Here is a 22,156-nt window from a genome sequence, read left to right on the forward strand (position 1 = left end):
CCCTTTTGGGCTGGTCGATTTTTAGGGCGATGGGGCAACTTGCAAGAGCATTTGTTTGACCCTGTCGCTGTCCGCGACCTTTAGGCGAACGGGTAGGGTGATGACCTTGCTGCGGAACGCCGCGGGCAGGCGGACGGCGTCTTTCTCGGTCGTGACCATCTGTGCACCGAGCAGGCGCGCCTCATTTTCCAACCGGGTCATCAACGCCGGGGTCAGTGGCTGGTGATCGTCCAGTGCTTCGGCCCGCAACAGGGTTGCGCCTTGCTGGCGCAGGGTTGCAAAGAACTTCTCCGGGTGGCCGATCCCGGCAAAGGCCAGAACCGGCGTGTCGGCCCAGTCCATCCCGGTTTGCAGCGCCTCGACCACACCCGTGGCGTGGGGAACGGTCAGCTTCAGCCCCCATCTGTTGGTGAATTCGGTCTGCGCGGCGGCATCCCCTAGTGACAGGACGAGATCGGCACGTTTCAGGCCCACATCGACCGGTTCGCGCAACGGTCCGGCAGGCAGGCACAACCCGTTGCCGAACCCGCGCTGGGCATCCACCACGATGACCGAGAAATCCTTGGCGACCGAGGGGTTTTGAAACCCGTCATCCAGCACGATCACCGTCGCTCCGGCCTCGACGGCGGCTTTGGCCCCGGCGGCGCGGTCCTTTGCCACCCAGACATCGGCAAAGGCGGCCAGCAACAGCGGCTCGTCCCCGACCTCGGCTGCGGTATGCTTGCCCGGATCAACGCGCACCGGCCCGTCCAGCGATCCGCCATGGCCGCGTGTGACCACATGGGTCTGATGCCACGCATCGCGCAACTGTTCGATCATCCAGATCACGGTGGGGGTCTTCCCGGTGCCGCCCGCATTCAGGTTGCCAACGCAGATCACTGGTACGCCGGGTGTTAGACCCGGCTGGGCCGCAACGCGCCGGGCGGTTGCGACCGCGTAAAGTCCCCCAAGCGGAGCTAGAAGTCGTGCCCGGATTGCCAATCGGTCAGGTGCGGTGTGCCAGAAATCAGGTGCCTGCATGATCTGATCCCCGCCGATCCAATGTGTCCTGCACCAATTCGATCAGGCGATCCGCCTGCGGTGCGCCCTCGGTTACGACCTGCCATCCGGCCAGCGCCATATCGGCGGCGCGGTCCGGGGCCAGGCTTTCCACAACAGCGTCGCCCAGTTCGGTTGCACTTCTGACCACTCTTGCGGCACCCACCCGGTCAAGTTGATCGTATATCTGTTGGTGTTGATGTACAAACGGGCCGTGAATAACCGCCGAGCCCAGGGCAGTCGCAATCAACGGATCCTGCCCGCCTGACCCCCGCTCTAGCGTGCTGCCGATGAAGGTCACGGCCGAAACGCGCTGCCAGAGACCCAAAGCTTCGGCATCCGAGGACAGGATCACCTGCGTGTTGTCCTCGATTGTTCCGCCTTCATCCCAGTTGACGCAGCGCAGGTCCATCGCCTCAAGCCGTCGGTGCAGCGGGGCTGCCTCGTAGATATCCGCGACATGCAGCACAAGGGCCAGCCTGGGCAGCATTCGGGTCGCTTGCCTATGGGCGCTGAGAACCGAGATGAATTCCTTGTCCTGCACCCAGGAAGCCAGCCACACGGGGCGACCAGACAGGGCATGCGTCATCTCGATCAACTCATCCTCAGGCCAGGGGCGGGGGTTGGGGCTGACCAGAAGGGGCGGAGCTGTGCCCACTTTCGAGGACGAGATACCCAGCCGGCGGATTTGCCGGGCGGCTTCGTTATTCGTGGTTAGGATGGAGGTGAAACTGTCGAAGGTCAGTCGGGTCAGGTCTGGCAGCCAGCGTCCACCCGGTGCGATGTTGAAGTGATATGCGGCTTCGGCAAGGATCAGAGGGATGCCCCTTTCCTGCGCCCGCGTGATCAGGTTGGGCATCAGCCCGCCGCCAATCCAAAGGCCGATATCTGGGCGCCAATGCTCTAGAAAGGCGCGCGCGGCGCCGGTCTGTTCGGATGGCAGGTTGATCAGGGGAAAGTCGCCCGACGGCCAGCGAGACAGATCTGCATCCGGCGGGGCCGTCAACAGGATCGACAGATCGGGTCGGACCTGTTGCAGGCGTTGACAAAAATCAACCACTGCCCGCTGCCGATCCCGTGCGCCGATATGTATCCAGATCAATTCACCCCCGGGGCGTGGGGCGTAGGCGGTGTCTCCTGCGCTGGACACCCCCCAAGACAGGACGCGATAGGCCGTCAAGCTCATCGAGCGCGTCTTGGTCATGACCAGGGTCCGGTGCTTTCCGGCTCCAGCATGTTGGTTATACGGCTGTGCAAGGCGGCCCCTGCAGCGACGACCCCATTTAGGCGGGGATGCGGGTTGTTGAAGCGCAGCGGCCCGCCCAATCGGTCGGAACACACTCCGCCCGCTTCGCGGATGATCAGATCACCGGCGGCGATATCCCATTCCCAGCTTGGGCGCAGCGTCAGCATCCCGTCGAACCGCCCTTGCGCAACCGTAGCCATGCGATAAGCCAGCGACGGGCGGTAGTTGCGCTGAAAGCCGGGAATTGTGCCATTGCGCCAATGGCTGGCGTCCATATTTGGTCTGGCTGCCAGAACTTCAGCGCTGTTCAGATCGTCGATGCCAGACACGCGTATTGCGGTGCCGTTTAGCGTTGCTCCCTGCCCTTTGGCTGCCGCAAAAAGCAGGTCGCGGCGGGGTAAGTATATAACAGCTGCCGTAACTTCTTGGCCTTCTGTAACGGCTAGCGAATGTGCCCAGGTCCGCGAGCCTTCGGCAAAGCTGCGCGTGCCGTCGATGGGGTCGATGATGAACACCCGGTCTTTTGTAAGCCGCGCTTGGGAATCCTCGGTCTCTTCGCTGAGCCAGCCATAGCCGGGCCGGGCAGCAGGCAGCTTCTGCTCCAGCATCGCGTTCACCGCCAGATCGGCTTCGGTCACCGGGCCCGCGCCGCCGGGTTTGTCCCAGCGCTGGGCCGTGGTGCCCGAATAGCGGGTAGCGATCTTTCCGGCCTCCAATGCGGCGTCGATCAGCAGGGGCAGGTCAGTTGCCGGCAAGTGTCATCCCTTCGATCAGCAACGACGGCACCACGCGCGACAGATAGGGGCGGGCGTCATTGGCCGGAACGATCCGTTTCAACATGTCGCGCAGATTGCCCGCAATGGTGCATTCGTTGACCGGATAGGTGATCTCGCCATTTTCGACCCAAAAGCCTGATGCGCCGCGGGAATAGTCGCCTGTATTGGGGTTGATGGTTGACCCGATCATCGACGTCACCAAAAGCCCGGTTCCCATATCGCGCAGCAGGTCAGCCCTGCTTTGATCACCCTGCGTCAGGCTCAGGTTCCAGTTGCTGGGAGACGGGGGCCCCGAGACCCCGCGAGCAGCGTTACCCGTCGAGGTCATGTCCAACTTGCGCGCACTGGCCAGATCCAAGGTCCACCCGGTCAGAACGCCGTTTTCGACAATCGCCCGGCGTCGGGTTGGCAGGCCTTCGGCGTCAAACGGGCGGGATCCGGCAATGCGCGGGCGATGCGGGTCTTCGATCAGCGATATACGCTCGGGCAGAACCTGTTCGCCGAGACAATCCGACAGCCAGGATGCGCCGCGCGCAATGGCTGCGCCGTTGCTGGCCCCCAGCAAATGCCCGATCAGCGAGGACGAGATGCGCTCGTCAAACAGAACCGGAAAGGTGCCGGTGGTTGGTTTCCGTGCACCCACTTGCTGAACCGCACGCTCCCCGGCGGTGCGGCCGATCTCGTCGGGTGCGCGCAGATCGGTCTGAAAGGTGCGGCTGTCACCATCATAGTCCCGCTCCATCCCGGTGCCTTCGCCCGAGATCGCCACGCAGGATGTTGACCGGCTGGACCGAGTATAACCGCCGGAAAATCCATTGCTGGCTGCCAAATGCACCCGGTGCGTCCCATAGGCCGCCGCCGCATCCGAGACCTGAGACACCCCGTCAACAGCCAGCGCCGCAGCCTCGGCGGCCAATGCGTCCTGCAACAGGGCTTCGGCCGTGGGTTCGGGGGTGGGATCAAACAGCTCCAGCGCCTGCATGTCCCAGGTTTTGGCAAGCTGGTCTGGGTCGGCGAGGCCGGTAAAGGGGTCCTCGGGGGCTTCACCCGCCATGGCGACAGCACGTTCGGCCATTGCCGTCAGGGTCTCGGGGCGGCTGTCCGAGCTGGATACGATCGCCTGTCGCTTGCCCAGAAACACACGTAATCCAAGATCGGTACCTTCCGACCGTTCGGCGTGTTCCAACGCCCCGGCGCGCACCTCGACCGACACGGAGGAGCCGTCCAATATAATGGCATCGGCAGCCTCGGCCCCCGCTTTGCGGGCCGCATCCAGCAGGTTCTGGCTGATTTCTTCAAGTGCGCGGGTCATGGGGCCTCCGGGTGTGGTTGTATTGGACCTAGCCCCGGACCGGGCGTCCCGCAAGGCCCCCAATGCCATTGGGCACAACGAAGTTGCGTGAACGCAGGGCGCATTTCAGGGCAATGGAAAATCGTCACCGGGTTCGAACCGGAAAGGACGTCAGAGGGCAGGTGATGACCACCCTCTGACAGTGCAGGTCACTTGATGCGCTGACCATTGGCCAGAATTTGGCCATCCTCGGTGAATTCGATCTTGGAATTCAGCGTATCGGGTTCTTCGCCAGGAACGGCCATCAGACCCATCATCATCCGTGCGCCCAGGGCATCGCTTTCCGCAACCAATCCCATGCTGATCAGCGTGTCGATCAACTTATTGGCCCCGACCAGTTGCAATGTAGTGCTGCCGACAGGTGTGGGCAGGCCGCCCAGTTCTTGCGTATTGGTGTTGTCGAAGGTGAAGTCGCCCTCACCGGTCAGTTTTGCACCGACCAGAGACACCAGCAGCTCGTTGATCTTCAGCGAATGCAACTCACCCGGCGCGTCTTCGGACAAGGCCAGCGACTCGACTGCCTCGGGGTCGAAGAAATCTGTCAGGATTTTTGCAGTGCCCGCCGTATCCAAAGCAATGGTGGCTGGATCTCGCGGCAGCGCACCTGCGGGGTCAAAAATGCTCCACAACACGTCCGACATGGTGAAATCGGTCAGGTTGAAGGCAAAGCCGAACGGTTGAATTTCTTCGGATTTCTGCACCGGGAATTCGAATTTCAACCCGGCATTGGCCATCGCAATCTCGATCGGGAAAGGCAGGTCTGCCGTGGTCACTGCCAGTTTGGTGCTGTTCTGCTCCAGATCATAGGCCAGACGCTGCGCGTCAAAGCTGGCCCCGAACCGCCCCCCCTCAGAGGAACTGCTCATGTCAAAGCTTTCTCCGTCCGAGGTGCCCGCGATGGCCGTTTTGCCGGAGGCATAGGTAAACAGCCCCGAGAATTCGAAACCATTTTGGTAAAAGGCCAGAGGGTCCGAGACATCGAAATTCGACGGAATGACGTTGGTGCCTTCAAACGCAAGCTGTTCCAACTTGCCGTCGATCTTGCCGGTATCGTCGTTTTCAGGGTCGTCGAAGGCCAGATCATAGCTGAGTGCGCTGGCGGTGAAGGTCTGGTCTATATCGCGGTTTTCACCGATCTTCATGCGTGAACTGCCTGCCAGATTGGCTAGCTGTACGGCCACACCCAAAACGTCGCTGGGCAGAGTTTCATCATTGGCCGTTATCTCGTCCAGCGTGATCCCCAGCGTGTCGGCGGTGTAGTCATAGGTCATCTCATCCGGGCTGCCCGACACGACCATGTTCAGACCTTTGTGGGTGTATAGGATCTTGGCCGAGAACGCCTCGCCCTCACCCTCACCCGAGACAGTCATCGGCAGAGTTTCGGGCAGGGAAATGCTGACGGTTCCATCGCCGTTTTCGGTCAGCGTCATCTGCGGGACCTGCATTTTAAAACTGCTGTCCTCTTCGGGCAGAACCATGTTTAGGTTCATGTCCGTGATGCTAAGTACATTGCCATTGGCTGATTGCTGCGCCTCGACCGTGTAGCCCATCTGGGACAGATAGCTTTGCCAGTCGTTCCACACATCCTGTGCAGTAACATCGGCAAACGCGCCTTGGGAAATGACGGCATAGGCCAAAACAGCGCCGCTGCTGCGGCGAAGGAAAACGGACATTACAAGAACCCTTCTTGATCAATTTTGCGGGCATCGTCGTGCCTGTGGCGTCGGGCGTCAAGGGGCAAGGGCTGGACCCTTTCCCCGTTAGCGAGGTAGAGGTTTACACAATCTCAAAACAACGGAGGTACAGGGTCCACATGCAAGGAAAAACCGTACTGATAACTGGGGCCAGTCGCGGCATCGGGGCCGAAGCAGGGCGCGTTTTTGCCGCGGCCGGGGCGAATGTCGCCCTTGTTGCGCGCAACCGGGACCAGATCGATGCTCTGGCGGCTTCGCTGGGGGAGAATGCGATTGCGTTGCAATGTGACGTCAGCGATTTTGCACAGGTCGAACAGGCCGTAGCCGATTGCGTGGACCGCTTTGGCGGGCTGGACGTGCTGATCGGCAATGCGGGTGTGATTGATCCGATCTTTCATCTGTCGAATGCCGATGTCGAGGCTTGGGGTAAGGCGATCGATATTAACCTCAAGGGCGTTTTCTACGGGATGCGCGCCGCGTTGCCGATTATGCGGGCAGCCGGTGGAGGGACGGTGATCACCATCTCGTCCGGCGCGGCCTCGAACGCGATTGAGGCGTGGAGCCACTATTGCGCCTCCAAGGCCGGGGCGAAGATGCTGACCGAGTGTTTGCATCTTGAGGAATCTATTCACGGCATCCGCGCGATGGGGCTATCTCCGGGTACTGTGGCCACGGATATGCAGCGCGTGATCAAGGCCAGCGGCATCAACGCCGTCAGCCAGTTGGAGTGGAGCGATCACATCCCCGCCGATTGGCCCGCGCGCGCGTTGCTATGGATGTGCACCAAGGACGCCGATGAGTTTCTGGGTGATGAGATATCGCTACGCCGCGAGGATATTCGACAACGGGTAGGTCTGACGTGATTGAGTTAAGTAAGGCGGACGGGCTTTGGACCGTTACGCTGAACAACCCCGGAAAGGCCAATGCGCTGACCGGGGCAATGCTGACCGAACTTTGTGAAATTGCCGAAGCCGCGACAGAGGCACGCGCCTTGATCCTGACCGGTGCGGGCAAGGTGTTCAGCGCTGGTGCCGATCTGGATGAGGCGCGGGCAGGGCTGGCAACCTCGGATTTGTGGGAACGTCTGTCCGGAGCCATTGCAGCGCTGCCATGCCTGACCGTGGCGGCCCTGAACGGGACGCTGGCAGGCGGGGCCAACGGGATGGTTCTGGCCTGTGACATCCGCATTGCCGTGCCTACGGCCAAGTTTTTCTACCCGGTCATGAAGCTGGGATTTTTGCCTCAACCCTCTGATCCGAGTCGTATGGCGGCGCTGATCGGGCCGTCTCGGACCAAGATGATCTTGATGGCCGGGCAAAAGATCGCAGCGGATGAAGCCTTTGCTTTCGGTCTGGTCGACCGTGTGGTTGAACCTGACGTATTGATGCAGACGGCGCGGGATCTGGTGGTAGATAGCCTGAGCGCCGATCCGAAAATCGCGGCTGGAATTGCCGAGCTTTGCCCATGAGATTATCTGCCATCCGTCTTCGGGTCGCGGACCCTGAACGCCTGTCCGCGTTCTACACTGGGCTTTTGGGCATGCGCGCGCAAGAACAGGGGGTGAGCCTGCGTCTGGGATATGCGGGCGAAGATGCCGATCTGCTGCTGATGCCCGGCGGTGGGGGTTATAGCCACGACCAAGGGCAGCGCTATTGGAAGATTGGCATTACCCTTCCCGACGTCGATCTGGCAGCAGCCTATCTGCGGCGACAGGGGGTTGAGGTCTCGACCCCTCGGCAGTTTCTGGACATCGGCTATATGTGCCACCTGACCGACCCCGAGGGGTTTGTCATCGAACTGCTGCAACATGATTTTGAGGGCAACCGCTCGGACAACGCGGCGGACCCCAGTGATCCTTTTGCGCAGGCCCGGATCGGTCAGATCACCCTGCGCACAGGCGATATCGGGGCCGAGGACAGGTTCTGCCGCGCGCAGGGCATGCGCCTTTTGTCGATGCAGGATGTTGCCCAGTATGGGTTCGATCTGCATTTCTATGCCTTCACCGACGAAACGCCCCCGGATGCCGATCCGTGGGCCGTGGCGAACCGGGAATGGCTGTGGAAACGCCCCTACACGACCTTGGAATTCCAGAACGTGGCAGGTGCGCAATTCGCGCCCGCGCCGGATTATCGCGGGATCGAGGTCGAAGGGCTACCCGCCCCTATCCACGATGCGTTTGGGGATCGCGTCTGGCCGGGTTGATCAACGCCCCCGCCGCTTGCCCGGAACTTTTGAGCGAAAGTCGGGCGGGCGTTTACGCACCCAGTTCAGGAACTTCTCAATTCGAGGGTGGGTGCGCAGGGCCTCGACCGTGTTGAAATTGCGGGCCAGTTCGGCTTCGGACAGGGTGGCGTGGATCTCTTTGTGGCAGATCACGTGCAGTAAAACCGTGGGCCCGCCCTTGCCCCCTTTGAGTTTTGGGATCAGATGGTGCAGGCTTCCGCCCCCGTCAGGAATGGGGCGGTCACATAGTGGGCAGATGGGGTCGCGGTCGGACATGGGGCAGACTGTGCCTCGGAGCGAGTGAAAGGCAAGAGGACAGCAATGGCAAACGCAGTTGTAATCGGGGCCGGGCCTGCGGGTCTGATGGCGGCAGAGCAGCTTGCCGCAGCAGGTCACGACGTGTTGGTGGCCGAGGCCAAGCCTTCGGTCGCGCGCAAGTTTCTGATGGCAGGCAAATCCGGCTTGAACCTGACCAAGGATGAGACGTTCGAGAATTTGATGCCCGCATATGGCGCGGCCGATTGGCTGCGTCCGATCGTGGCCGAGTTCGACGCCGTCGCAGTGCAGGGCTGGGCACGAGGGTTGGGGCAAGAGCTGTTCACCGGTTCGACCGGGCGGGTGTTTCCCTGCGCGATGAAAGCCTCGCCGCTGTTGCGGGGCTGGTTGCGGCGGTTGGACGAGACGGGTGTGCAGATCAGAACCCGCTGGCGTTGGTTGGGCTGGGACGGCGACGCGTTGCGCTTTGATACGTCTGAGGGGCCTCAGGTTATCAAACCCGACGCGACCGTGCTGGCGCTGGGCGGGGCCAGTTGGGCGCGGCTAGGATCAGATGGGCAATGGGCGAAAATGCTAGCAGAGAAAGGCGTGGCGCTGGCCCCGTTCGAACCGGCGAACTCTGCTCTGTCGGTGGCGTGGAGCCCTCATATGCAGCCGCACTTCGGCAACGCACTGAAATCGGTGCGCTGGATTGCCGGAGAGTTGCACAGCAGGGGTGAGGCCACGATCTCTGCCACCGGGCTGGAAGGCGGCGGGCTGTATTCGCTGACTCCGGCGCTGCGTAGGGGGGTGGATCTTTATGTCGATCTGGTGCCCGATCTGGATGCGAAAGCTCTGCAGGCGAGGTTTGAGGCAAAAAGCGCGAAAACCACGCTGTCTCAATGGCTGAAAAAGGCTCTGAAACTGCCGCCGCAGAAAATCGCGTTGTTTCATGAGATGTTCAAGCAAGCAGGTGTGCCGCAAGGGCACGAAGCGGCGTCGCTCAAACACCTACCCATCCTTGGCGCGCAGTTGCGCCCGATGGACGAGGCGATCTCAACCGCAGGTGGGGTTCAGCGAGGCGCCATGGATGACCACCTGATGCTAACGGCCAAACCCGGCGTGTTCTGCGCGGGTGAGATGCTGGATTGGGAGGCCCCGACGGGGGGATATCTTCTGACCGCGTGCCTCGCCACAGGGTGCTGGGCCGGGCGTGGGGCCGTGCAGTGGTTGGCGCGCTAACGCGACCGGGCCAGCATTGCCAGGCGGATCATGGCGCGTTCCACCAATGCCATGGCGGGTGCGGTTTGACCGGCGGACCGCAAGGACAGGTCCGTATCGGTCAGAACGGTCAGCGCGGTTTGCAGCTTTGGCGCGCCCCATCCCTGCGCCTGCCGCAGAATCCGGTCGCGCCGTTTGCCATAGACCGGCGGACGCAGCTTGCCGATACCCTGCGCCGCCCCACCAGGGTCGGACGCACAGGCGTAAAGCGTACGAAAATGCCGGGTGGCCCCAATGCACAAAGTCACCGCATTGGTGCCCTGCGATTGCAAGCGGCGGATCAGCGGACCGATTTCGCCTGCACGGCCCTCGGCCACCACGTTCAGAACGTCATCCAACCCGGCCTCGGTCGAGCGTGGGGCGCAAGCTTCAATATCCTCGATGGTCAGGTCCGAACTGTCTCCGCGCTTGTATAGGGACAGCTTTTCAATGGTTTGCGCAAAGTCACCGGGGCTGATTCCGGCTGCAAGTTCGGTTATCGCCGACATGGAATCGGACGGGATGTTCTTCAACCCGGCCGTGGACAGAACCCGTTCGACCTCGGCCCGCGATGGTGGATCGTCGTAGATGCCGACCGCATAGGCAGAAGGGTGCGCTTCAAAGGCCTTGCGGATTTTCGAGCTGGGTTTCAACTGCCCGGCGGTGACGATGATCTGAGCGTCGCCAGGCGCCCAATCCTCGAAGGCTGCAAGGATCGCAGGGGCGGCCACGTCGGTGGTGTCCTCGACAAACACGGCGCGTGGGCCGGGAAAGAACCCGACGGCTTTTACTGCATCCAGCAACAGGGCCGGGTCGCCGCGCAGATCGCTGCCGGGCATCCGCGTCAAGCGCATCTCTTCTTCGGCATTTGCGCCCAGAAGGGCCGCCAGAACCTGCTGGCGCTTCAACGCCACACGCATCGCATCCGAGCCGTATATCAGCAACCCAAGCTTGTCGGCGTCAGGCCGCGCAAAATACCCCTCAGCCTCGCGTGGGCTGAGCTTCATGTGCCAAGTCCCGGGACGGTGTAAAGCTCGGTTACGATCTGGTCCGACAGAATCACCATCAGCCGCTGCATCGCATCCCGCTCGTCCGCCAGAGTCGACACGGTCGAACCGGCTGCGGAATAGCCGACGAAATTGTTCACCCGGCCCGAGGCCAAAATCTGCCCGGTCTCATTCGACCGCAGCGCGTAGGTCGCGGTGCCTTCGATATTCAGACGGTTGGTCTCGTTGGTCTGGGTGATCGCGGCAGAACGAACTACAGTCGAGACATCGACATCAAGATTATAGGCGTTACCCGAATTTGCACTGCGGCCCAGCCGTTGTTCCAGATTCTGGACCAGCAGAAAACTGTTGGTTGAATTCGGCGCCGATACTGTGACACGCCCGTCCAGAGCCGCGCCAGCGCCACCGGGGGCATAGACCGGTTCAAAGCCGCAGGCAGCGAGTGCCAGCGGCAGCATCAACAGGGTTCTGCGGTCAAACAACGACATTCACGATCCGGCCCGGTACAACGATCACCTTTTTCGGCGCATTGCCATCCAGCGCCTTTTGCACAGCTTCGGTGCTGAGCGCGATTTTTTCAACCTCGGCCTTGTCCATTTCCAGCGGAACGTTGATTTCCGCGCGGCGCTTGCCGTTGATCTGAATGGGCAGGGTGACAGTATCGTCGACCAGCATCGCCTCATCTGCGACGGGCCACGCGGCGGTGGCAACCAGCCCCTCACCGCCCAGCAATTGCCACAGCTCTTCTGACAGGTGCGGGGTCATCGGGGACATCAGCTGCGCCAGTGTTTTGGCCGCCTGACGTTTGGCAGCTGCGCCCGCCTTGGATTTCGCAAGTGTATTGGTAAAGGCGTAAAGCTTGGCGATCGAGGCATTGAAACCAAAGGATTCGACCCCGCCTGACACATCATGAATGGCTTTGTGCATTTCACGCAGCAGGGTTTCATCCTCGGCATTGGCGGGCGCATCGGATTCGGCGATCTCAGTGGCGATGCGATGCACGCGGCTGAGGTGCTTAAAGGCGGCCTCGGCCCCGGATGCGGTCCATTCCACGTCGCGTTCGGGCGGCGAATCGGACAGCACAAACCAGCGCGCGGTATCTGCGCCAAAGGCCGAGATGATGCTGACCGGATCCACCACATTCTTCTTAGATTTGGACATTTTGGCCGAAGGGATGATCTCGACCAAACGACTCGGATCCTTCATTTTAGCGACGGCTGCATTTTCGCCGAAAGAGATTCCGTTATCGTAGTCTTGTTTTAGAACGCCGCAATAAAGCTCGCCCCAGTGCCCAACGATTACATCTTCTGGCAGGTGATATTTGGTAAATTTCTTACCGCGCAGAATCTCGTTCGGATCGCTATCAGGCACTACGTCTACAGTTGAGTAGATCTCATGCGTGACCATGCCTTGGGTAAACAGGGCGTTGAACGGCTCGATGGCTTTCTTCGGCAGGTGGCCGGTGATCTGCATGGCCCGCGCAAAGAAGCGCGAATAGAGCAGGTGCAGAATCGCATGTTCGATGCCGCCGATATACTGATCCACGTTCATCCAGTATTCGGCCTCGGCCAGATCGGTCGGGGTTTCGGCACGAGGCGCGGTGAAACGGGCGAAATACCACGACGAATCGACGAACGTGTCCATAGTGTCGGTTTCACGCTTGGCCGGGGCCCCGCATTTCGGGCATTCGCAGTCGCGCCAGGTCGGGTGACGATCCAGCGGGTTGCCGGGCTTGTCGAATGTCACATCGTCGGGCAGGCGAACTGGTAGGTTCTCTTTCTTTTCGGGCACCACACCACAGGAATCACAATGCACCACGGGAATCGGGCAGCCCCAGTAGCGCTGGCGGCTCAGACCCCAGTCGCGCAGGCGATATTTGGTGACACCTTCGCCCCAGCCCGCCTTTTCGGCGAAATCGACGGTGGTGTTGATGGCCTCATCACCCGTCGCCTCAGTGAGGCCGGCGAAGTGATTCACCCAGCGGACTTTCTCGGTTTTCGGCGGAACGAAAGCGATCTTGTCCACCGGGGTGTCATCGTCCAGAGCAAAGAACGTATCGACCACCGGCAGACCGTATTTGCGGCAAAAGTCCAAATCACGCTGGTCATGGGCTGGGCAGGCAAAGATTGCGCCGGTGCCGTAATCCATCAGGATGAAGTTCGCGATCCAGACCGGCAGTTCCCAATTCGGGTCCAGCGGGTGTTTGACGGTGATGCCAGTGTCATAGCCCAGCTTTTCTGCTGTCTCGATCGCCTCTTCGGTGGTGCCGCCCTTGCGGCATTCGGCTACGAATTCAGCGACTTCGGCGTTTTCAGCCTCCAACTGCTTGGCAATCGGGTGGTCAGGCGAGATACCCACAAAAGACGCGCCCATCAGCGTATCGGGGCGGGTTGTGTAGACGGTGATCGGCTCGGCCCCATCGGTGCGTTCAAAGCTGAACTGCAGGCCGCGCGACTTGCCGATCCAGTTTTCCTGCATCAACCGCACCTTGGCGGGCCAGTTTTCCAGTGTGTCCAGCGCGCCGAGCAGTTCTTCGGAATAGTCGCTGATCTTAAAGAACCACTGGGTCAGTTCACGCCGCTCGACCAGAGCGCCCGAGCGCCAGCCGCGCCCGTTTTCCACCTGTTCATTGGCCAGAACAGTCATGTCGACTGGGTCCCAGTTCACCACGGCGTTCTTGCGATAGACCAGCCCGGCCTCAAGCATATCCAGAAACAACGCTTGTTGCTGGCCGTAATATTCCGGGTCACAAGTGGCGAATTCGCGCGACCAGTCGATCGACAGGCCAAGCGGTTTCATTTGCCCTCGCATGTCGGCGATGTTGCCGTAGGTCCAGTCTTTGGGATGGCCGCCGATAGCCATCGCAGCGTTCTCGGCAGGCATCCCGAATGCGTCCCAGCCCATTGGATGCAGCACGTTGTGCCCAGTCGCCAGTTTGTGCCGCGCGATCACGTCGCCCATCGTGTAGTTGCGTACGTGTCCCATATGGATTCGGCCAGACGGGTAGGGGAACATCTCAAGCACGTAGTATTTCGGCTTGTCCGCCTTGTGATTAGCGGCAAAGATTCCGGCCTTGTCCCAGGCCTCTTGCCATTTTGCTTCGATTTCGTTGGCCGAGTAGCGCGACATCGTGCGGTCCTTCGTGAATGAAAACGCCGGGACAGAGCCCGGCGTGGTAATATTGTGATTTGCAGCGGGTGGCTAGAGCTTGTTGTCCGCAATCCGCAACTGACGGGCCCGCGACAGGATTGCATCTTCAACCGCGCGCGTGGTTGCAGCGCTGACAGGAGCGCCTCCGCTGGTTTGAAGCGATACCGAAAGCGAACGCGCCGCGAGGGCCGGATCACTGATATGCACTGTGGCGCGATATTGACGACCACCACCCGGAGGTGTGCCGTAACCCGTTACGATTACACCGGTAAAGGGGTCCACCTCTTCGACAGGTAAGAAGTTCAGAATGTCCAGAGACGCCGACCACAGGTAGCGATTCACATTGGTGACCTGCTCGGCATCAGCGGTATCGAACACATCCCAGATCGTCGAGCGATTCGGGTCGTTCAATTCGCGCTCGGAAGAGCTGGTGCCATCCGACGTCAGCTGCAGGTTTGGATTCGGTGGTTCAGAGTTGCCCAACCCGCAAGATGAGACCAGGGTGGTCACAAGGATCAAACCGAAAATCGTCTGCGGGCGCATCGTCGAAGGGTCCTGTATCATTGGGTCTCACTCGTTCAGAGATACTCCTAGACAAGGTCAGGTGCCGCAACAAGTCTATTCTTGTCACTTTAGGGTGGGATTGGCGGTGTGACAGGACGGGTAACCGACTGTGGCATCCTTGCACCAATCCGTAGCCAATGCGGCGCGAGGCTTTATGCCAAGCTTGCGCGAAGGGGGTAAAAAGAGCGAAACGGTTCCCGTGCTGAGACACGTGCAACGACATGTGTCGAGTAGAAAAACTTTGAAACCGAGGGAAACAAGATGAAAAAAGTTCTCTTCGCATCGACCGCTCTGCTGGCAACCGCAAGCATGGCGTCGGCCGAAATCAAATTCAGCGGCTACGGCCGCTTCGGTATTGGGTACCTGGAAGATCGTTCCGGTGCCGTGACCAACATCACCGTCACCACCACCGCATCTGGTGCAATCAATGTTGGCACCGGCACTGCCGTTGTTGACACCGACGACGTGATCCTGATCTCGCGTTTCCGTCTGAACATCGACGGCATCGTTGAAACCGATGGCGGCGTTGAGTTCTCGGCTCGTGTTCGTCTGCAAGCTGACGAAAACGCCGGTAACGGCGAAGCTGGCGAAGCTCAGCTGAGTGGTGCACGCTTCACCGTTCAGTACGGTGGTCTGCGTGTTGACGCGGGCAACGTATCGGGCGCCTTCGACAACTTGGCAAACTACTACGGTAACGAGCCTGGTCTGGAAAACTTCATCGGCCAGTACTCGGGCGTGAACTATGACTTCCTGGCCTTCTCGTCGACCGGCGCAGGTTCGAACGCTGTGTTCTTCCAGTATGCTGTTGGTGACTTCGCGTTCGGCGCGTCTTACGACCAGCTGACCGGTGGTCTGAATGGCGAAGCGATTGATCTGGACCGCTGGGACATCAGCGCGACCTACACCTTCAACAACATCACCGCGGCGATCGCTTATGGTCAAACCGACGCTGGTGACCTCGGCCTCGAAGATCCGAGCCTGCTGGTTCTGACCCTGGGTGCTGACTTCGGCGACTTCTCGGGTACCGTGTTCATCGCTGACGATAAAACCGAAATCGACGCAACCGACGGCACTGCATGGGGTGTTTCGGCAGCCTACAATGTTGGCTCTGCTCTGACCCTGACCGCAGCTTACGGTGACGGTAACGCAGATGCTGACACTCAGCAGTACGGTATCGGCGCGATCTACGACCTGGGTGGCGGTGCATCGCTGCAAGGTGGTATCGGCAACAGCGACTGCGACATCTGCGAAGACTCGACTCTGCGCGCAGACTTCGGTGCTCGCTTCAACTTCTAAGTTGAGCTGAACCGCAAGGTTTAAGGGGGCAGGTCTTCGGGCCTGCCCTTTTCTTTTGCGCCGACATGGTGTTTTCCTGCGCGCAGGTCAATTCGAGGGAACCCATGCCGCTGCACGATATCTCAACCCGTATCACCAAGGCCGAGGCTGCCGCAGGACGCGTTGCTGGCAGTGTCAAGCTGATCGCGGTGTCCAAGGTTCAGCCGAACGACCGCGTACTGGACGTTCTGGCGCAGGGCCAAAGGTGCTTTGGGGAAAACCGGGTGCAGGAAGCGGCCGGAAAGTGGCCCGGTTTCATGGAAATATATCCCGATGTCGATTTGCACCTGATCGGCCCTTTGCAAACCAACAAAGCCCGTCAGGCGACCGAGCTGTTCAGCACAATACACTCAGTTGATCGCCCCAAGCTGGCCAAGACACTCGCACGGTTGGCGCAAGAAGTGGGCGCATGCCCTGACCTGTTCATTCAAGTCAACACGGGGGAAGAGGCGCAAAAGGCTGGCATTAAACCATCCGAAGCTGACACGTTTATTGCCGAATGCAGGGCGCTGGACCTGCCGGTCGTCGGGCTGATGTGCATCCCTCCGGTCGATGAAGAAGCCGCACTGCATTTTGCATTGCTGGCGAAGATCGCCGCCCGCAATGGGCTTGAGGGGCTGTCGATGGGTATGAGCGACGATTTCGAAAAGGCCATCGCCTTGGGTGCAACCCATGTGCGTGTCGGCTCGGCGATCTTTGGCGAACGCGTCAGGCCCGAGGAATAACTACCCGCGTCCCGGGCAGCACCCTTTGCGCGATCCAGTGCAGATGATCGCGCCGAAAGGCAATGCAACCTTCGGTCGGAAATCCGGGTCGCCGCCATTGATGCAGAAAAATGGCCGACCCACGACCCGGAACTGCATTGGGCCAGTTCCAATCCGTCAGCAGCACAACATCGTAGAGCGGATCAGCGCGGCGCAGTCTCTCGTGGCTGAACGGGTAGGGCGCACGTACCAATTGATTATATCGAGAATCGCTTGCGTCATCGGACCACAGATCCTGCGGTCCAGTCGGGATGGCCCAAGAGATCGGAGCCACAACACGATCCGGTCGGTACAGAAGCCCGACGATGTGATGAATGCCGGTCGGGGTCGCCCCATCGCCCTCGCGTTTGTCGTTGCTCAGCCCGCCTTTACCGATTGAGCAAGGAAACAAACGCCCGGCAAACCGAACGCCGCGCGGGGTCAGAACCAGATCTTGCGGGGTCACAGCAAGTGGCCGGACTTGGCCGCCTTGGTCGCCAGATATCCGCGGTTATGCGCGGTTTCGCCCACCTTCAGCGGTACACGCTCGGTCACGGCGATGCCGGTTTTCTCCATCATCGCAATCTTGGCAGGATTGTTCGTCAGCAATCGGACCGAGTTGAATCCCAGCGATTTCAGAATATCCGAACCCAATCGGAAATCACGCTCGTCATCCTCGAAACCCAGCCGGTGGTTGGCTTCGACCGTGTCGAACCCCTGATCTTGCAGGAAGTAGGCGCGCATCTTGTTGGCCAACCCAATACCCCGCCCCTCTTGGTTGAGGTAGAGCAGCACCCCGGCGCCCTCCGAACCCATCTGCGCCAGTGCCCCCCGCAGTTGCGGGCCGCAATCGCATTTCAAGCTGCCCATCAGGTCGCCGGTGAAACAGGCCGAATGCAGCCGCGCCAATACTGGTTTGCTTCGGTCCGGTCGGCCGATTTCGATGGCGTAATGTTCTTCGCCGCCATCTTCGGGGCGGAATACGTGCAACCGGCCTGCCTCGGACACCTCCATCGGAAGGCGCGCGGCGACAACGGCATTCAGGATGCTGCGATCGGCCAGATGCGGTGCGGCGCGAGTGTGGTCGATGCAGGTCAGACCGTGCGCCGCGGCAAATGCGCGCCCGTCCTCGACCGGGACCACAACGGCTGCGGGCAGCAGACGCGCTGATTTGATCAGCGCAATGGCGATGCGGTGCAGATTGGCATTACCCTGACGTTCCGTCATCAGGGGGCCCTTCATAGGTGCGTTCAGATCGTCCGAAGGGTCGGCCACAGCCTGAACCCAACCGATATCGGTATCTGCCGGAATGACCACCCGCGCGAGATCACCGTCATAGGCCCGCGCTTTCAGAGTCTCAGCTCGTCTTACGGTGATTGCAACCACTGGCTCGCCGCCTAGGCTGCGCAAATCCGCAAGCCGTTGGGCGCTCAGGGTTTCTGAGGCAATGGCCAGCACGTTGAATCCACTGTCATCCGTTAGCACGACCGGGACACCCATACGCAGGTCCGCGCGGGCGCGTGCCAGCAGTTCCGATATGTCGGGGATAAGACTCATTTATGTTACCCTGTAACGATCAGCCTCTTTCTGTATCCTGATCCGCAGGAAATGTGAAATAATTCCTACTCGCCGGACACGAGGGCGTGAGACGATTGCAGCAAACCTTGTTGATTGCATATTCGACACGCAAGTGTCCGAAAAGGCTTAGGAGGACCGGGAATGGCACAGCTTAAGAAAATCCTGCTGGTGGATGATGATGAAGACCTGCGCGAGGCGCTGAGTGAGCAGCTCGTGATGACAGAAGACTTTGACGTGTTCGAAGCGTCAGATGGTGCCTCGGCCATGGAGCGAGCCCGCGAGGCGATTTATGACCTTGTTATTCTGGACGTCGGTCTGCCTGATACGGACGGGCGCGAGCTGTGCCGCCTGATGCGCAAGCAGGGCGTCAAAAGCCCGATCCTGATGCTGACCGGTCACGACAGCGACGCCGACACCATTCTGGGCCTGGATGCCGGTGCCAATGACTATGTTCCTAAGCCGTTCAAGTTCCCGGTTCTTTTGGCCCGCATCCGTGCCCAGCTGCGCCAGCACGAACAGTCCGAAGACGCCGTCTTTGTTCTTGGGCCGTATACGTTTAAGCCTGCGATGAAGATGCTGATCACCGAGGAGGATCGCAAAATCCGCCTGACCGAGAAAGAGACGAACATCCTTAAGTTCCTCTACCGCTCGGCGGATGGCGTGGTCGCGCGCGACGTGCTGCTGCACGAAGTGTGGGGTTACAACGCTGGTGTCACCACCCATACGCTGGAAACCCACATCTATCGCCTGCGTCAGAAGATCGAGCCTGATCCGTCCAATGCTCGCCTTTTGGTCACAGAATCGGGCGGATATCGTCTGGTCTCTTAACTGCCGGTGGATTGATGTGGATCAAAGTGATACCCTGAAGTCATCATTAGGTTACTCCCAACCCGCGCATGTCCGGGTTATGACATGCACCTCCCTGTTGGACTGCCGGGCCTGATGGCCCGGCCTTTTTTTGTGGAACGAGTCTGTATGACGCCCGGCCACCGTCCGTGACCACCCAAATTCCGGACGCGCTTGACTTGTCCCCCGGTACCGGTGCCAACTCGGCCCATCGTTTTGGGGGGATGGGATTTGTCCAGTGACATTCGTGAATTGTTGAAGATTGAAAAGCCAATTTTGTCAGCGCCGATGGGGGGCGCGGCGGGACCGGATCTGGTGGCGGCTGTCTGCAATGCGGGCGGTTATGGCGTCATCCCGTTGTGGGGCAAACCCGCGGCGCAGGTTGCAAGCGGCATTGAGGCGGTGCGTGCCCTGACGGACCGTAACTTTGCGGTCAATATCAACCTTGAATTTCCGTATGAGGAACAGCTTCAGACCTGTATCGACAAACAGGTTCACGCGGTTTCGCTGTTCTGGGGGATGGAGCCTGAGGCGATTTCCAAAGCCAAAACGGGCGGCTTGCTGGTGATGGCCAGCGTCGGCAACGCAGCCGAGGCCAAGGCGGTGGAAGAGGCTGGCGCAGATATCATTGTCGCCCAAGGGTGGGAGGCCGGAGGCCACGTCTGGGGCCAGGTCGCCACCATGGCGTTGATTCCCGCCGTTGTGGACGCGGTTTCGGTTCCGGTTGTTGCGGCGGGGGGCATAGCGGATGGGCGCGGCATGGCGGCTGCATTGATGCTGGGGGCTTCGGCCGTTTGGGTCGGCACCCGGTTTCTAGCCAGCGTTGAGGCCACGATTCATGACGAATACCGCCGCCGCGTCCTGAACGCGACCGAGGCGCAGACCGAATGGTACTACGACCTCTATGATGTGAAATGGCCGCAAGCCCCGCATCGGGCGCTGGCCAATTCCACCGCGCAAAAGTGGAAAGACGCAGGGTCCGCCGCGCCGGGCCAGCGTCCCAACGAACAGGAAATTATCGGCCACCGTCCTGATGGTGAGGCCGTGGTGCGGTACCAAAGCTATACCCCGCTGCCCGAAACACAGGGCGATGTCGAGGCAATGTCGCTTTGGTCCGGGCAAGGCGTTTCGATGGTGCACGAGGTGATGCCCGCCGCACAGATCGTCGATGAGATATTCAACGAGGCGCAAGCCCTGCTGAATGCGGCGCCGTGCCGGCTCTGACATACCGGTTTTTCCGATGGCACCCCGCCCCGCACCGCGCTAACGTCGCGCCCAACCGCGACAGAGGAGTCCCCCATGCCCTTTACTCTTGCCACCTGGAACATCAACTCGGTCCGCCTGCGCGAGCCTATCGTGCTGAAATTGTTGCAGGAAGAGGCCCCAGATGTGTTGTGTCTGCAAGAGTGCAAGTCACCGGTCGAGAAGATCCCGACCGAAGGCTTCGCCGAGCTGGGGTATACCCACATGGTTGCGCGGGGGCAAAAGGGCTACAACGGTGTCGCCATCCTGTCCCGCATCCCTATGGAGGAGGTGGGCGACAAGGATTTCGCCAGTCTCGGCCACGCCCGCCACATTGCGGCACGGCTGGAAAACGGCGTGACCATCCAGAACTTCTATGTCCCCGCAGGTGGCGATGTGCCCGACCGCGAGGTGAATGAAAAGTTTGGGCAAAAGCTGGATTACCTCGCCGACATGCGCGATTGGTTTCGCGCTGAAAAGCCCGAAAAATCCATTCTGGTCGGCGATCTGAACATCGCCCCACGCGAAGATGACGTGTGGTCGCACAAACAACTGCTCAAGGTTGTCTCGCACACCCCGATCGAGGTCGAGGCGCTGGCTGAGACGCAAGATGCAGGCGGTTGGGTTGATGTTACCCGTCAGGACATCCCCGAGGGGCAGCTCTATAGCTGGTGGTCCTACCGCGCGCGTGACTGGGAGGCAGCGGACAAGGGGCGGCGACTGGATCACGTCTGGGCCACGCCCGATATCTCGAACGCGGGACATTCCAGCCGCGTTCTTCGCGACGCGCGCGGGTGGGAAAAACCCAGCGACCACGCCCCGGTCTTTGCCACATTCGACCTGTAATCGCGCAAGTCAGCCCTTGGTTTCTGCCTGTTGCGGTTGCATATAGGGCGCAAGTACGAACGAAAGAGTGACTGCCATGGATCTTCTGAATACCGCCCCCGACTCTGCCGCTGCCGACCTGATCAAGGAAGGGTCCGAGGCCACTTTCATGGCCGACGTTGTGGAAACCTCGCAAGAGGTGCCGGTCATCGTCGATTTTTGGGCCCCGTGGTGTGGCCCGTGCAAAACGCTGGGCCCGATGCTGGAAGAGGCCGTCACCGCCGCCAAGGGCGCGGTCAAGATGGTCAAGATCAACGTGGACGAGGCGCAGATGATCGCCTCGCAAATGCGCATTCAGTCGATCCCGACGGTCTATGCCTTTTTCAAGGGCCAGCCTGTCGACGGGTTTCAGGGCGCGCTGCCGGGGTCCGAGATCAAAGCGTTCGTTGATCGGGTGATCGAGGCGGCAGGCGGCGAAAGCCCCGGTGGTCAGTTGGACGAAGCCGTTGCCGCTGCCGAGGAAATGCTGGCCGAGGGCGCGGCAAGCGATGCGGCCCAGACTTTTGCCGCGATTTTGGGCGAAGATCCCAACCATGCCGGCGCTTACGGCGGTCTGGTGCGCGCGCATATCGCCGCAGATGATCTGGAACAGGCCGAGGCAATTCTGAACGGTGCCCCGGCCGAAATCTCCAACACTCCGGAACTGGAAGCCGCCCATGCGCAGTTGGAACTGGCCAAGCAGGCTGCGGATGCGGGTCCCGTGGCCGAGCTGACTGCGGCGGTTGAGGCGGACCCAGACAACCATCAGGCACGCTTTGATCTGGCGCAGGCGCTGCACGCGAACGGGGACGTGGAAGAGGCCGTCGCGCAATTGCTGGACCTGTTTCGCCGCGACCGCGAGTGGAATGACGGCGCCGCCAAGGCGCAGCTCTTCACGATCTTTGATGCGCTCAAGCCAAATGACCCGATTGTCTTGAACGGGCGGCGTAAACTTAGCTCGATGATATTTGCCTAATTTCTGAA

At 60.5% G+C, this 22,156-nt stretch carries 22 protein-coding genes; 10 read left to right on the top strand and 12 right to left on the bottom strand.

The window, feature by feature from the left end:
* Positions 1–21 precede the first annotated feature (21 nt).
* From lpxK to ACR0CA_RS13450, 5 genes are all read right to left on the bottom strand, one after another.
* A complete protein-coding gene (gene lpxK / locus ACR0CA_RS13430) occupies positions 22–1,020 on the bottom strand; it encodes a tetraacyldisaccharide 4'-kinase (protein WP_480899539.1) in 999 nt (332 codons plus the stop codon).
* Positions 1,007–2,242, bottom strand: a complete 1,236-nt coding sequence (locus ACR0CA_RS13435; RefSeq protein WP_480899541.1) for a 3-deoxy-D-manno-octulosonic acid transferase — start codon at positions 2,240–2,242, stop codon at positions 1,007–1,009. The genes lpxK and ACR0CA_RS13435 overlap by 14 nt, the downstream gene beginning before the upstream one ends.
* A complete protein-coding gene (locus ACR0CA_RS13440; RefSeq protein ID WP_170791247.1) occupies positions 2,239–3,039 on the bottom strand; it encodes an inositol monophosphatase family protein in 801 nt (266 codons plus the stop codon). The genes ACR0CA_RS13435 and ACR0CA_RS13440 overlap by 4 nt, the downstream gene beginning before the upstream one ends.
* The gene (locus tag ACR0CA_RS13445) at positions 3,026–4,372 is read right to left on the bottom strand and encodes a TldD/PmbA family protein (protein WP_170791245.1); all 1,347 of its coding nucleotides are present in this window, start codon (positions 4,370–4,372) and stop codon (positions 3,026–3,028) included. The genes ACR0CA_RS13440 and ACR0CA_RS13445 overlap by 14 nt, the downstream gene beginning before the upstream one ends.
* A 188-nt stretch (positions 4,373–4,560) precedes the next feature.
* Positions 4,561–6,084, bottom strand: a complete 1,524-nt coding sequence (locus tag ACR0CA_RS13450) for a DUF2125 domain-containing protein (RefSeq protein ID WP_170791243.1) — start codon at positions 6,082–6,084, stop codon at positions 4,561–4,563.
* Positions 6,085–6,224: 140 nt separating this feature from the next.
* Between ACR0CA_RS13450 and ACR0CA_RS13455 the strand changes: the two genes are divergently transcribed.
* Genes ACR0CA_RS13455 through ACR0CA_RS13465 form a run of 3 tightly spaced genes read left to right on the top strand, consistent with a single transcriptional unit; the run spans position 6,225 to position 8,307 of the window.
* On the top strand, positions 6,225–6,968 hold the full coding sequence (locus ACR0CA_RS13455) for an SDR family oxidoreductase (RefSeq protein WP_170774826.1): 744 nt from the start codon (positions 6,225–6,227) through the stop codon (positions 6,966–6,968).
* The gene (locus ACR0CA_RS13460) at positions 6,965–7,573 is read left to right on the top strand and encodes an enoyl-CoA hydratase/isomerase family protein (protein ID WP_480899544.1); all 609 of its coding nucleotides are present in this window, start codon (positions 6,965–6,967) and stop codon (positions 7,571–7,573) included. The genes ACR0CA_RS13455 and ACR0CA_RS13460 overlap by 4 nt, the downstream gene beginning before the upstream one ends.
* Positions 7,570–8,307, top strand: coding sequence for a VOC family protein (locus ACR0CA_RS13465; protein WP_480899546.1), 738 nt, complete (start codon positions 7,570–7,572; stop codon positions 8,305–8,307). Before ACR0CA_RS13460 ends, ACR0CA_RS13465 begins: the two co-directional genes overlap by 4 nt.
* Here ACR0CA_RS13465 and ACR0CA_RS13470 read toward each other — a convergent pair whose 3' ends face one another.
* Positions 8,308–8,604, bottom strand: coding sequence for an HNH endonuclease (locus ACR0CA_RS13470; protein ID WP_480899548.1), 297 nt, complete (start codon positions 8,602–8,604; stop codon positions 8,308–8,310).
* A gap of 45 nt (positions 8,605–8,649) precedes the next feature.
* On the opposite strand from ACR0CA_RS13470, the gene ACR0CA_RS13475 reads away from it, so the two are divergent.
* A complete protein-coding gene (locus ACR0CA_RS13475; protein ID WP_480899550.1) occupies positions 8,650–9,825 on the top strand; it encodes a TIGR03862 family flavoprotein in 1,176 nt (391 codons plus the stop codon).
* Here the strand turns inward: ACR0CA_RS13475 and holA are convergent.
* The 4 genes from holA to ACR0CA_RS13495 all read right to left on the bottom strand — a co-directional run bounded on the left by holA (position 9,822) and on the right by ACR0CA_RS13495 (position 14,543).
* Entirely contained in the window at positions 9,822–10,850 is a 1,029-nt protein-coding gene (gene holA, locus ACR0CA_RS13480; protein WP_480899552.1) for a DNA polymerase III subunit delta, read from the bottom strand. The genes ACR0CA_RS13475 and holA overlap by 4 nt on opposite strands.
* The gene (locus tag ACR0CA_RS13485; RefSeq protein WP_170774815.1) at positions 10,847–11,338 is read right to left on the bottom strand and encodes an LPS assembly lipoprotein LptE; all 492 of its coding nucleotides are present in this window, start codon (positions 11,336–11,338) and stop codon (positions 10,847–10,849) included. Before ACR0CA_RS13485 ends, holA begins: the two co-directional genes overlap by 4 nt.
* Positions 11,325–13,979, bottom strand: a complete 2,655-nt coding sequence (leuS, locus tag ACR0CA_RS13490) for a leucine--tRNA ligase (RefSeq protein ID WP_480899554.1) — start codon at positions 13,977–13,979, stop codon at positions 11,325–11,327. The genes ACR0CA_RS13485 and leuS overlap by 14 nt, the downstream gene beginning before the upstream one ends.
* A 72-nt stretch (positions 13,980–14,051) precedes the next feature.
* A complete protein-coding gene (locus ACR0CA_RS13495; protein WP_480899629.1) occupies positions 14,052–14,543 on the bottom strand; it encodes a DUF3576 domain-containing protein in 492 nt (163 codons plus the stop codon).
* 282 nt (positions 14,544–14,825) lie between these two features.
* Here ACR0CA_RS13495 and ACR0CA_RS13500 point away from each other — a divergent pair, with 282 nt between their 5' ends.
* Both ACR0CA_RS13500 and ACR0CA_RS13505 read left to right on the top strand, forming a co-directional pair.
* Positions 14,826–15,860, top strand: coding sequence for a porin (locus ACR0CA_RS13500; protein WP_170774811.1), 1,035 nt, complete (start codon positions 14,826–14,828; stop codon positions 15,858–15,860).
* Positions 15,861–15,964: 104 nt separating this feature from the next.
* Positions 15,965–16,624 carry a YggS family pyridoxal phosphate-dependent enzyme gene (locus ACR0CA_RS13505; RefSeq protein WP_480899556.1) on the top strand — a complete coding sequence of 220 codons (660 nt, stop codon included), beginning with the start codon at positions 15,965–15,967 and terminating at the stop codon, positions 16,622–16,624.
* Here ACR0CA_RS13505 and ACR0CA_RS13510 read toward each other — a convergent pair.
* Both ACR0CA_RS13510 and ribA read right to left on the bottom strand, forming a co-directional pair.
* Positions 16,608–17,108 (bottom strand): L,D-transpeptidase family protein, encoded by a 501-nt coding sequence (locus tag ACR0CA_RS13510; protein ID WP_170783080.1) that lies wholly within the window; start codon positions 17,106–17,108, stop codon positions 16,608–16,610. The genes ACR0CA_RS13505 and ACR0CA_RS13510 overlap by 17 nt on opposite strands.
* A complete protein-coding gene (gene ribA / locus ACR0CA_RS13515) occupies positions 17,105–18,199 on the bottom strand; it encodes a GTP cyclohydrolase II (protein ID WP_480899558.1) in 1,095 nt (364 codons plus the stop codon). Before ribA ends, ACR0CA_RS13510 begins: the two co-directional genes overlap by 4 nt.
* Before the next feature lie 162 nt (positions 18,200–18,361).
* Between ribA and ACR0CA_RS13520 the strand changes: the two genes are divergently transcribed.
* The 4 genes from ACR0CA_RS13520 to trxA all read left to right on the top strand — a co-directional run bounded on the left by ACR0CA_RS13520 (position 18,362) and on the right by trxA (position 22,148).
* A complete protein-coding gene (locus tag ACR0CA_RS13520) occupies positions 18,362–19,048 on the top strand; it encodes a response regulator transcription factor (protein ID WP_170355386.1) in 687 nt (228 codons plus the stop codon).
* A 249-nt stretch (positions 19,049–19,297) separates the two neighbouring features.
* The gene (locus tag ACR0CA_RS13525; RefSeq protein WP_480899560.1) at positions 19,298–20,290 is read left to right on the top strand and encodes an NAD(P)H-dependent flavin oxidoreductase; all 993 of its coding nucleotides are present in this window, start codon (positions 19,298–19,300) and stop codon (positions 20,288–20,290) included.
* A 75-nt stretch (positions 20,291–20,365) separates the two neighbouring features.
* Positions 20,366–21,154 carry an exodeoxyribonuclease III gene (locus ACR0CA_RS13530; RefSeq protein WP_480899562.1) on the top strand — a complete coding sequence of 263 codons (789 nt, stop codon included), beginning with the start codon at positions 20,366–20,368 and terminating at the stop codon, positions 21,152–21,154.
* A gap of 76 nt (positions 21,155–21,230) precedes the next feature.
* Entirely contained in the window at positions 21,231–22,148 is a 918-nt protein-coding gene (trxA, locus tag ACR0CA_RS13535; RefSeq protein WP_480899564.1) for a thioredoxin, read from the top strand.
* Positions 22,149–22,156: the final 8 nt, after the last annotated feature.

Source organism: Ruegeria sp. F12, assembly GCF_056533885.1.

What these genes read in the sequence shown, in the direction of transcription:
- holA (WP_480899552.1), bottom strand. Translation starts at nt 10,850, where the DNA reads ATGAAGCTCAGCCCACGCGAGGCTGAGGGGTATTTTGCGCGGCCTGAC.
- ACR0CA_RS13475 (WP_480899550.1), top strand. Translation starts at nt 8,650, where the DNA reads ATGGCAAACGCAGTTGTAATCGGGGCCGGGCCTGCGGGTCTGATGGCG.
- leuS (WP_480899554.1), bottom strand. Translation starts at nt 13,979, where the DNA reads ATGTCGCGCTACTCGGCCAACGAAATCGAAGCAAAATGGCAAGAGGCC.
- ACR0CA_RS13465 (WP_480899546.1), top strand. Translation starts at nt 7,570, where the DNA reads ATGAGATTATCTGCCATCCGTCTTCGGGTCGCGGACCCTGAACGCCTG.
- ACR0CA_RS13450 (WP_170791243.1), bottom strand. Translation starts at nt 6,084, where the DNA reads ATGTCCGTTTTCCTTCGCCGCAGCAGCGGCGCTGTTTTGGCCTATGCC.
- ACR0CA_RS13505 (WP_480899556.1), top strand. Translation starts at nt 15,965, where the DNA reads ATGCCGCTGCACGATATCTCAACCCGTATCACCAAGGCCGAGGCTGCC.
- ACR0CA_RS13500 (WP_170774811.1), top strand. Translation starts at nt 14,826, where the DNA reads ATGAAAAAAGTTCTCTTCGCATCGACCGCTCTGCTGGCAACCGCAAGC.
- ACR0CA_RS13455 (WP_170774826.1), top strand. Translation starts at nt 6,225, where the DNA reads ATGCAAGGAAAAACCGTACTGATAACTGGGGCCAGTCGCGGCATCGGG.
- lpxK (WP_480899539.1), bottom strand. Translation starts at nt 1,020, where the DNA reads ATGCAGGCACCTGATTTCTGGCACACCGCACCTGACCGATTGGCAATC.
- ACR0CA_RS13520 (WP_170355386.1), top strand. Translation starts at nt 18,362, where the DNA reads ATGGCACAGCTTAAGAAAATCCTGCTGGTGGATGATGATGAAGACCTG.
- ACR0CA_RS13530 (WP_480899562.1), top strand. Translation starts at nt 20,366, where the DNA reads ATGCCCTTTACTCTTGCCACCTGGAACATCAACTCGGTCCGCCTGCGC.
- ACR0CA_RS13495 (WP_480899629.1), bottom strand. Translation starts at nt 14,543, where the DNA reads ATGCGCCCGCAGACGATTTTCGGTTTGATCCTTGTGACCACCCTGGTC.
- ACR0CA_RS13445 (WP_170791245.1), bottom strand. Translation starts at nt 4,372, where the DNA reads ATGACCCGCGCACTTGAAGAAATCAGCCAGAACCTGCTGGATGCGGCC.
- ribA (WP_480899558.1), bottom strand. Translation starts at nt 18,199, where the DNA reads ATGAGTCTTATCCCCGACATATCGGAACTGCTGGCACGCGCCCGCGCG.
- trxA (WP_480899564.1), top strand. Translation starts at nt 21,231, where the DNA reads ATGGATCTTCTGAATACCGCCCCCGACTCTGCCGCTGCCGACCTGATC.
- ACR0CA_RS13435 (WP_480899541.1), bottom strand. Translation starts at nt 2,242, where the DNA reads ATGACCAAGACGCGCTCGATGAGCTTGACGGCCTATCGCGTCCTGTCT.
- ACR0CA_RS13485 (WP_170774815.1), bottom strand. Translation starts at nt 11,338, where the DNA reads ATGTCGTTGTTTGACCGCAGAACCCTGTTGATGCTGCCGCTGGCACTC.
- ACR0CA_RS13470 (WP_480899548.1), bottom strand. Translation starts at nt 8,604, where the DNA reads ATGTCCGACCGCGACCCCATCTGCCCACTATGTGACCGCCCCATTCCT.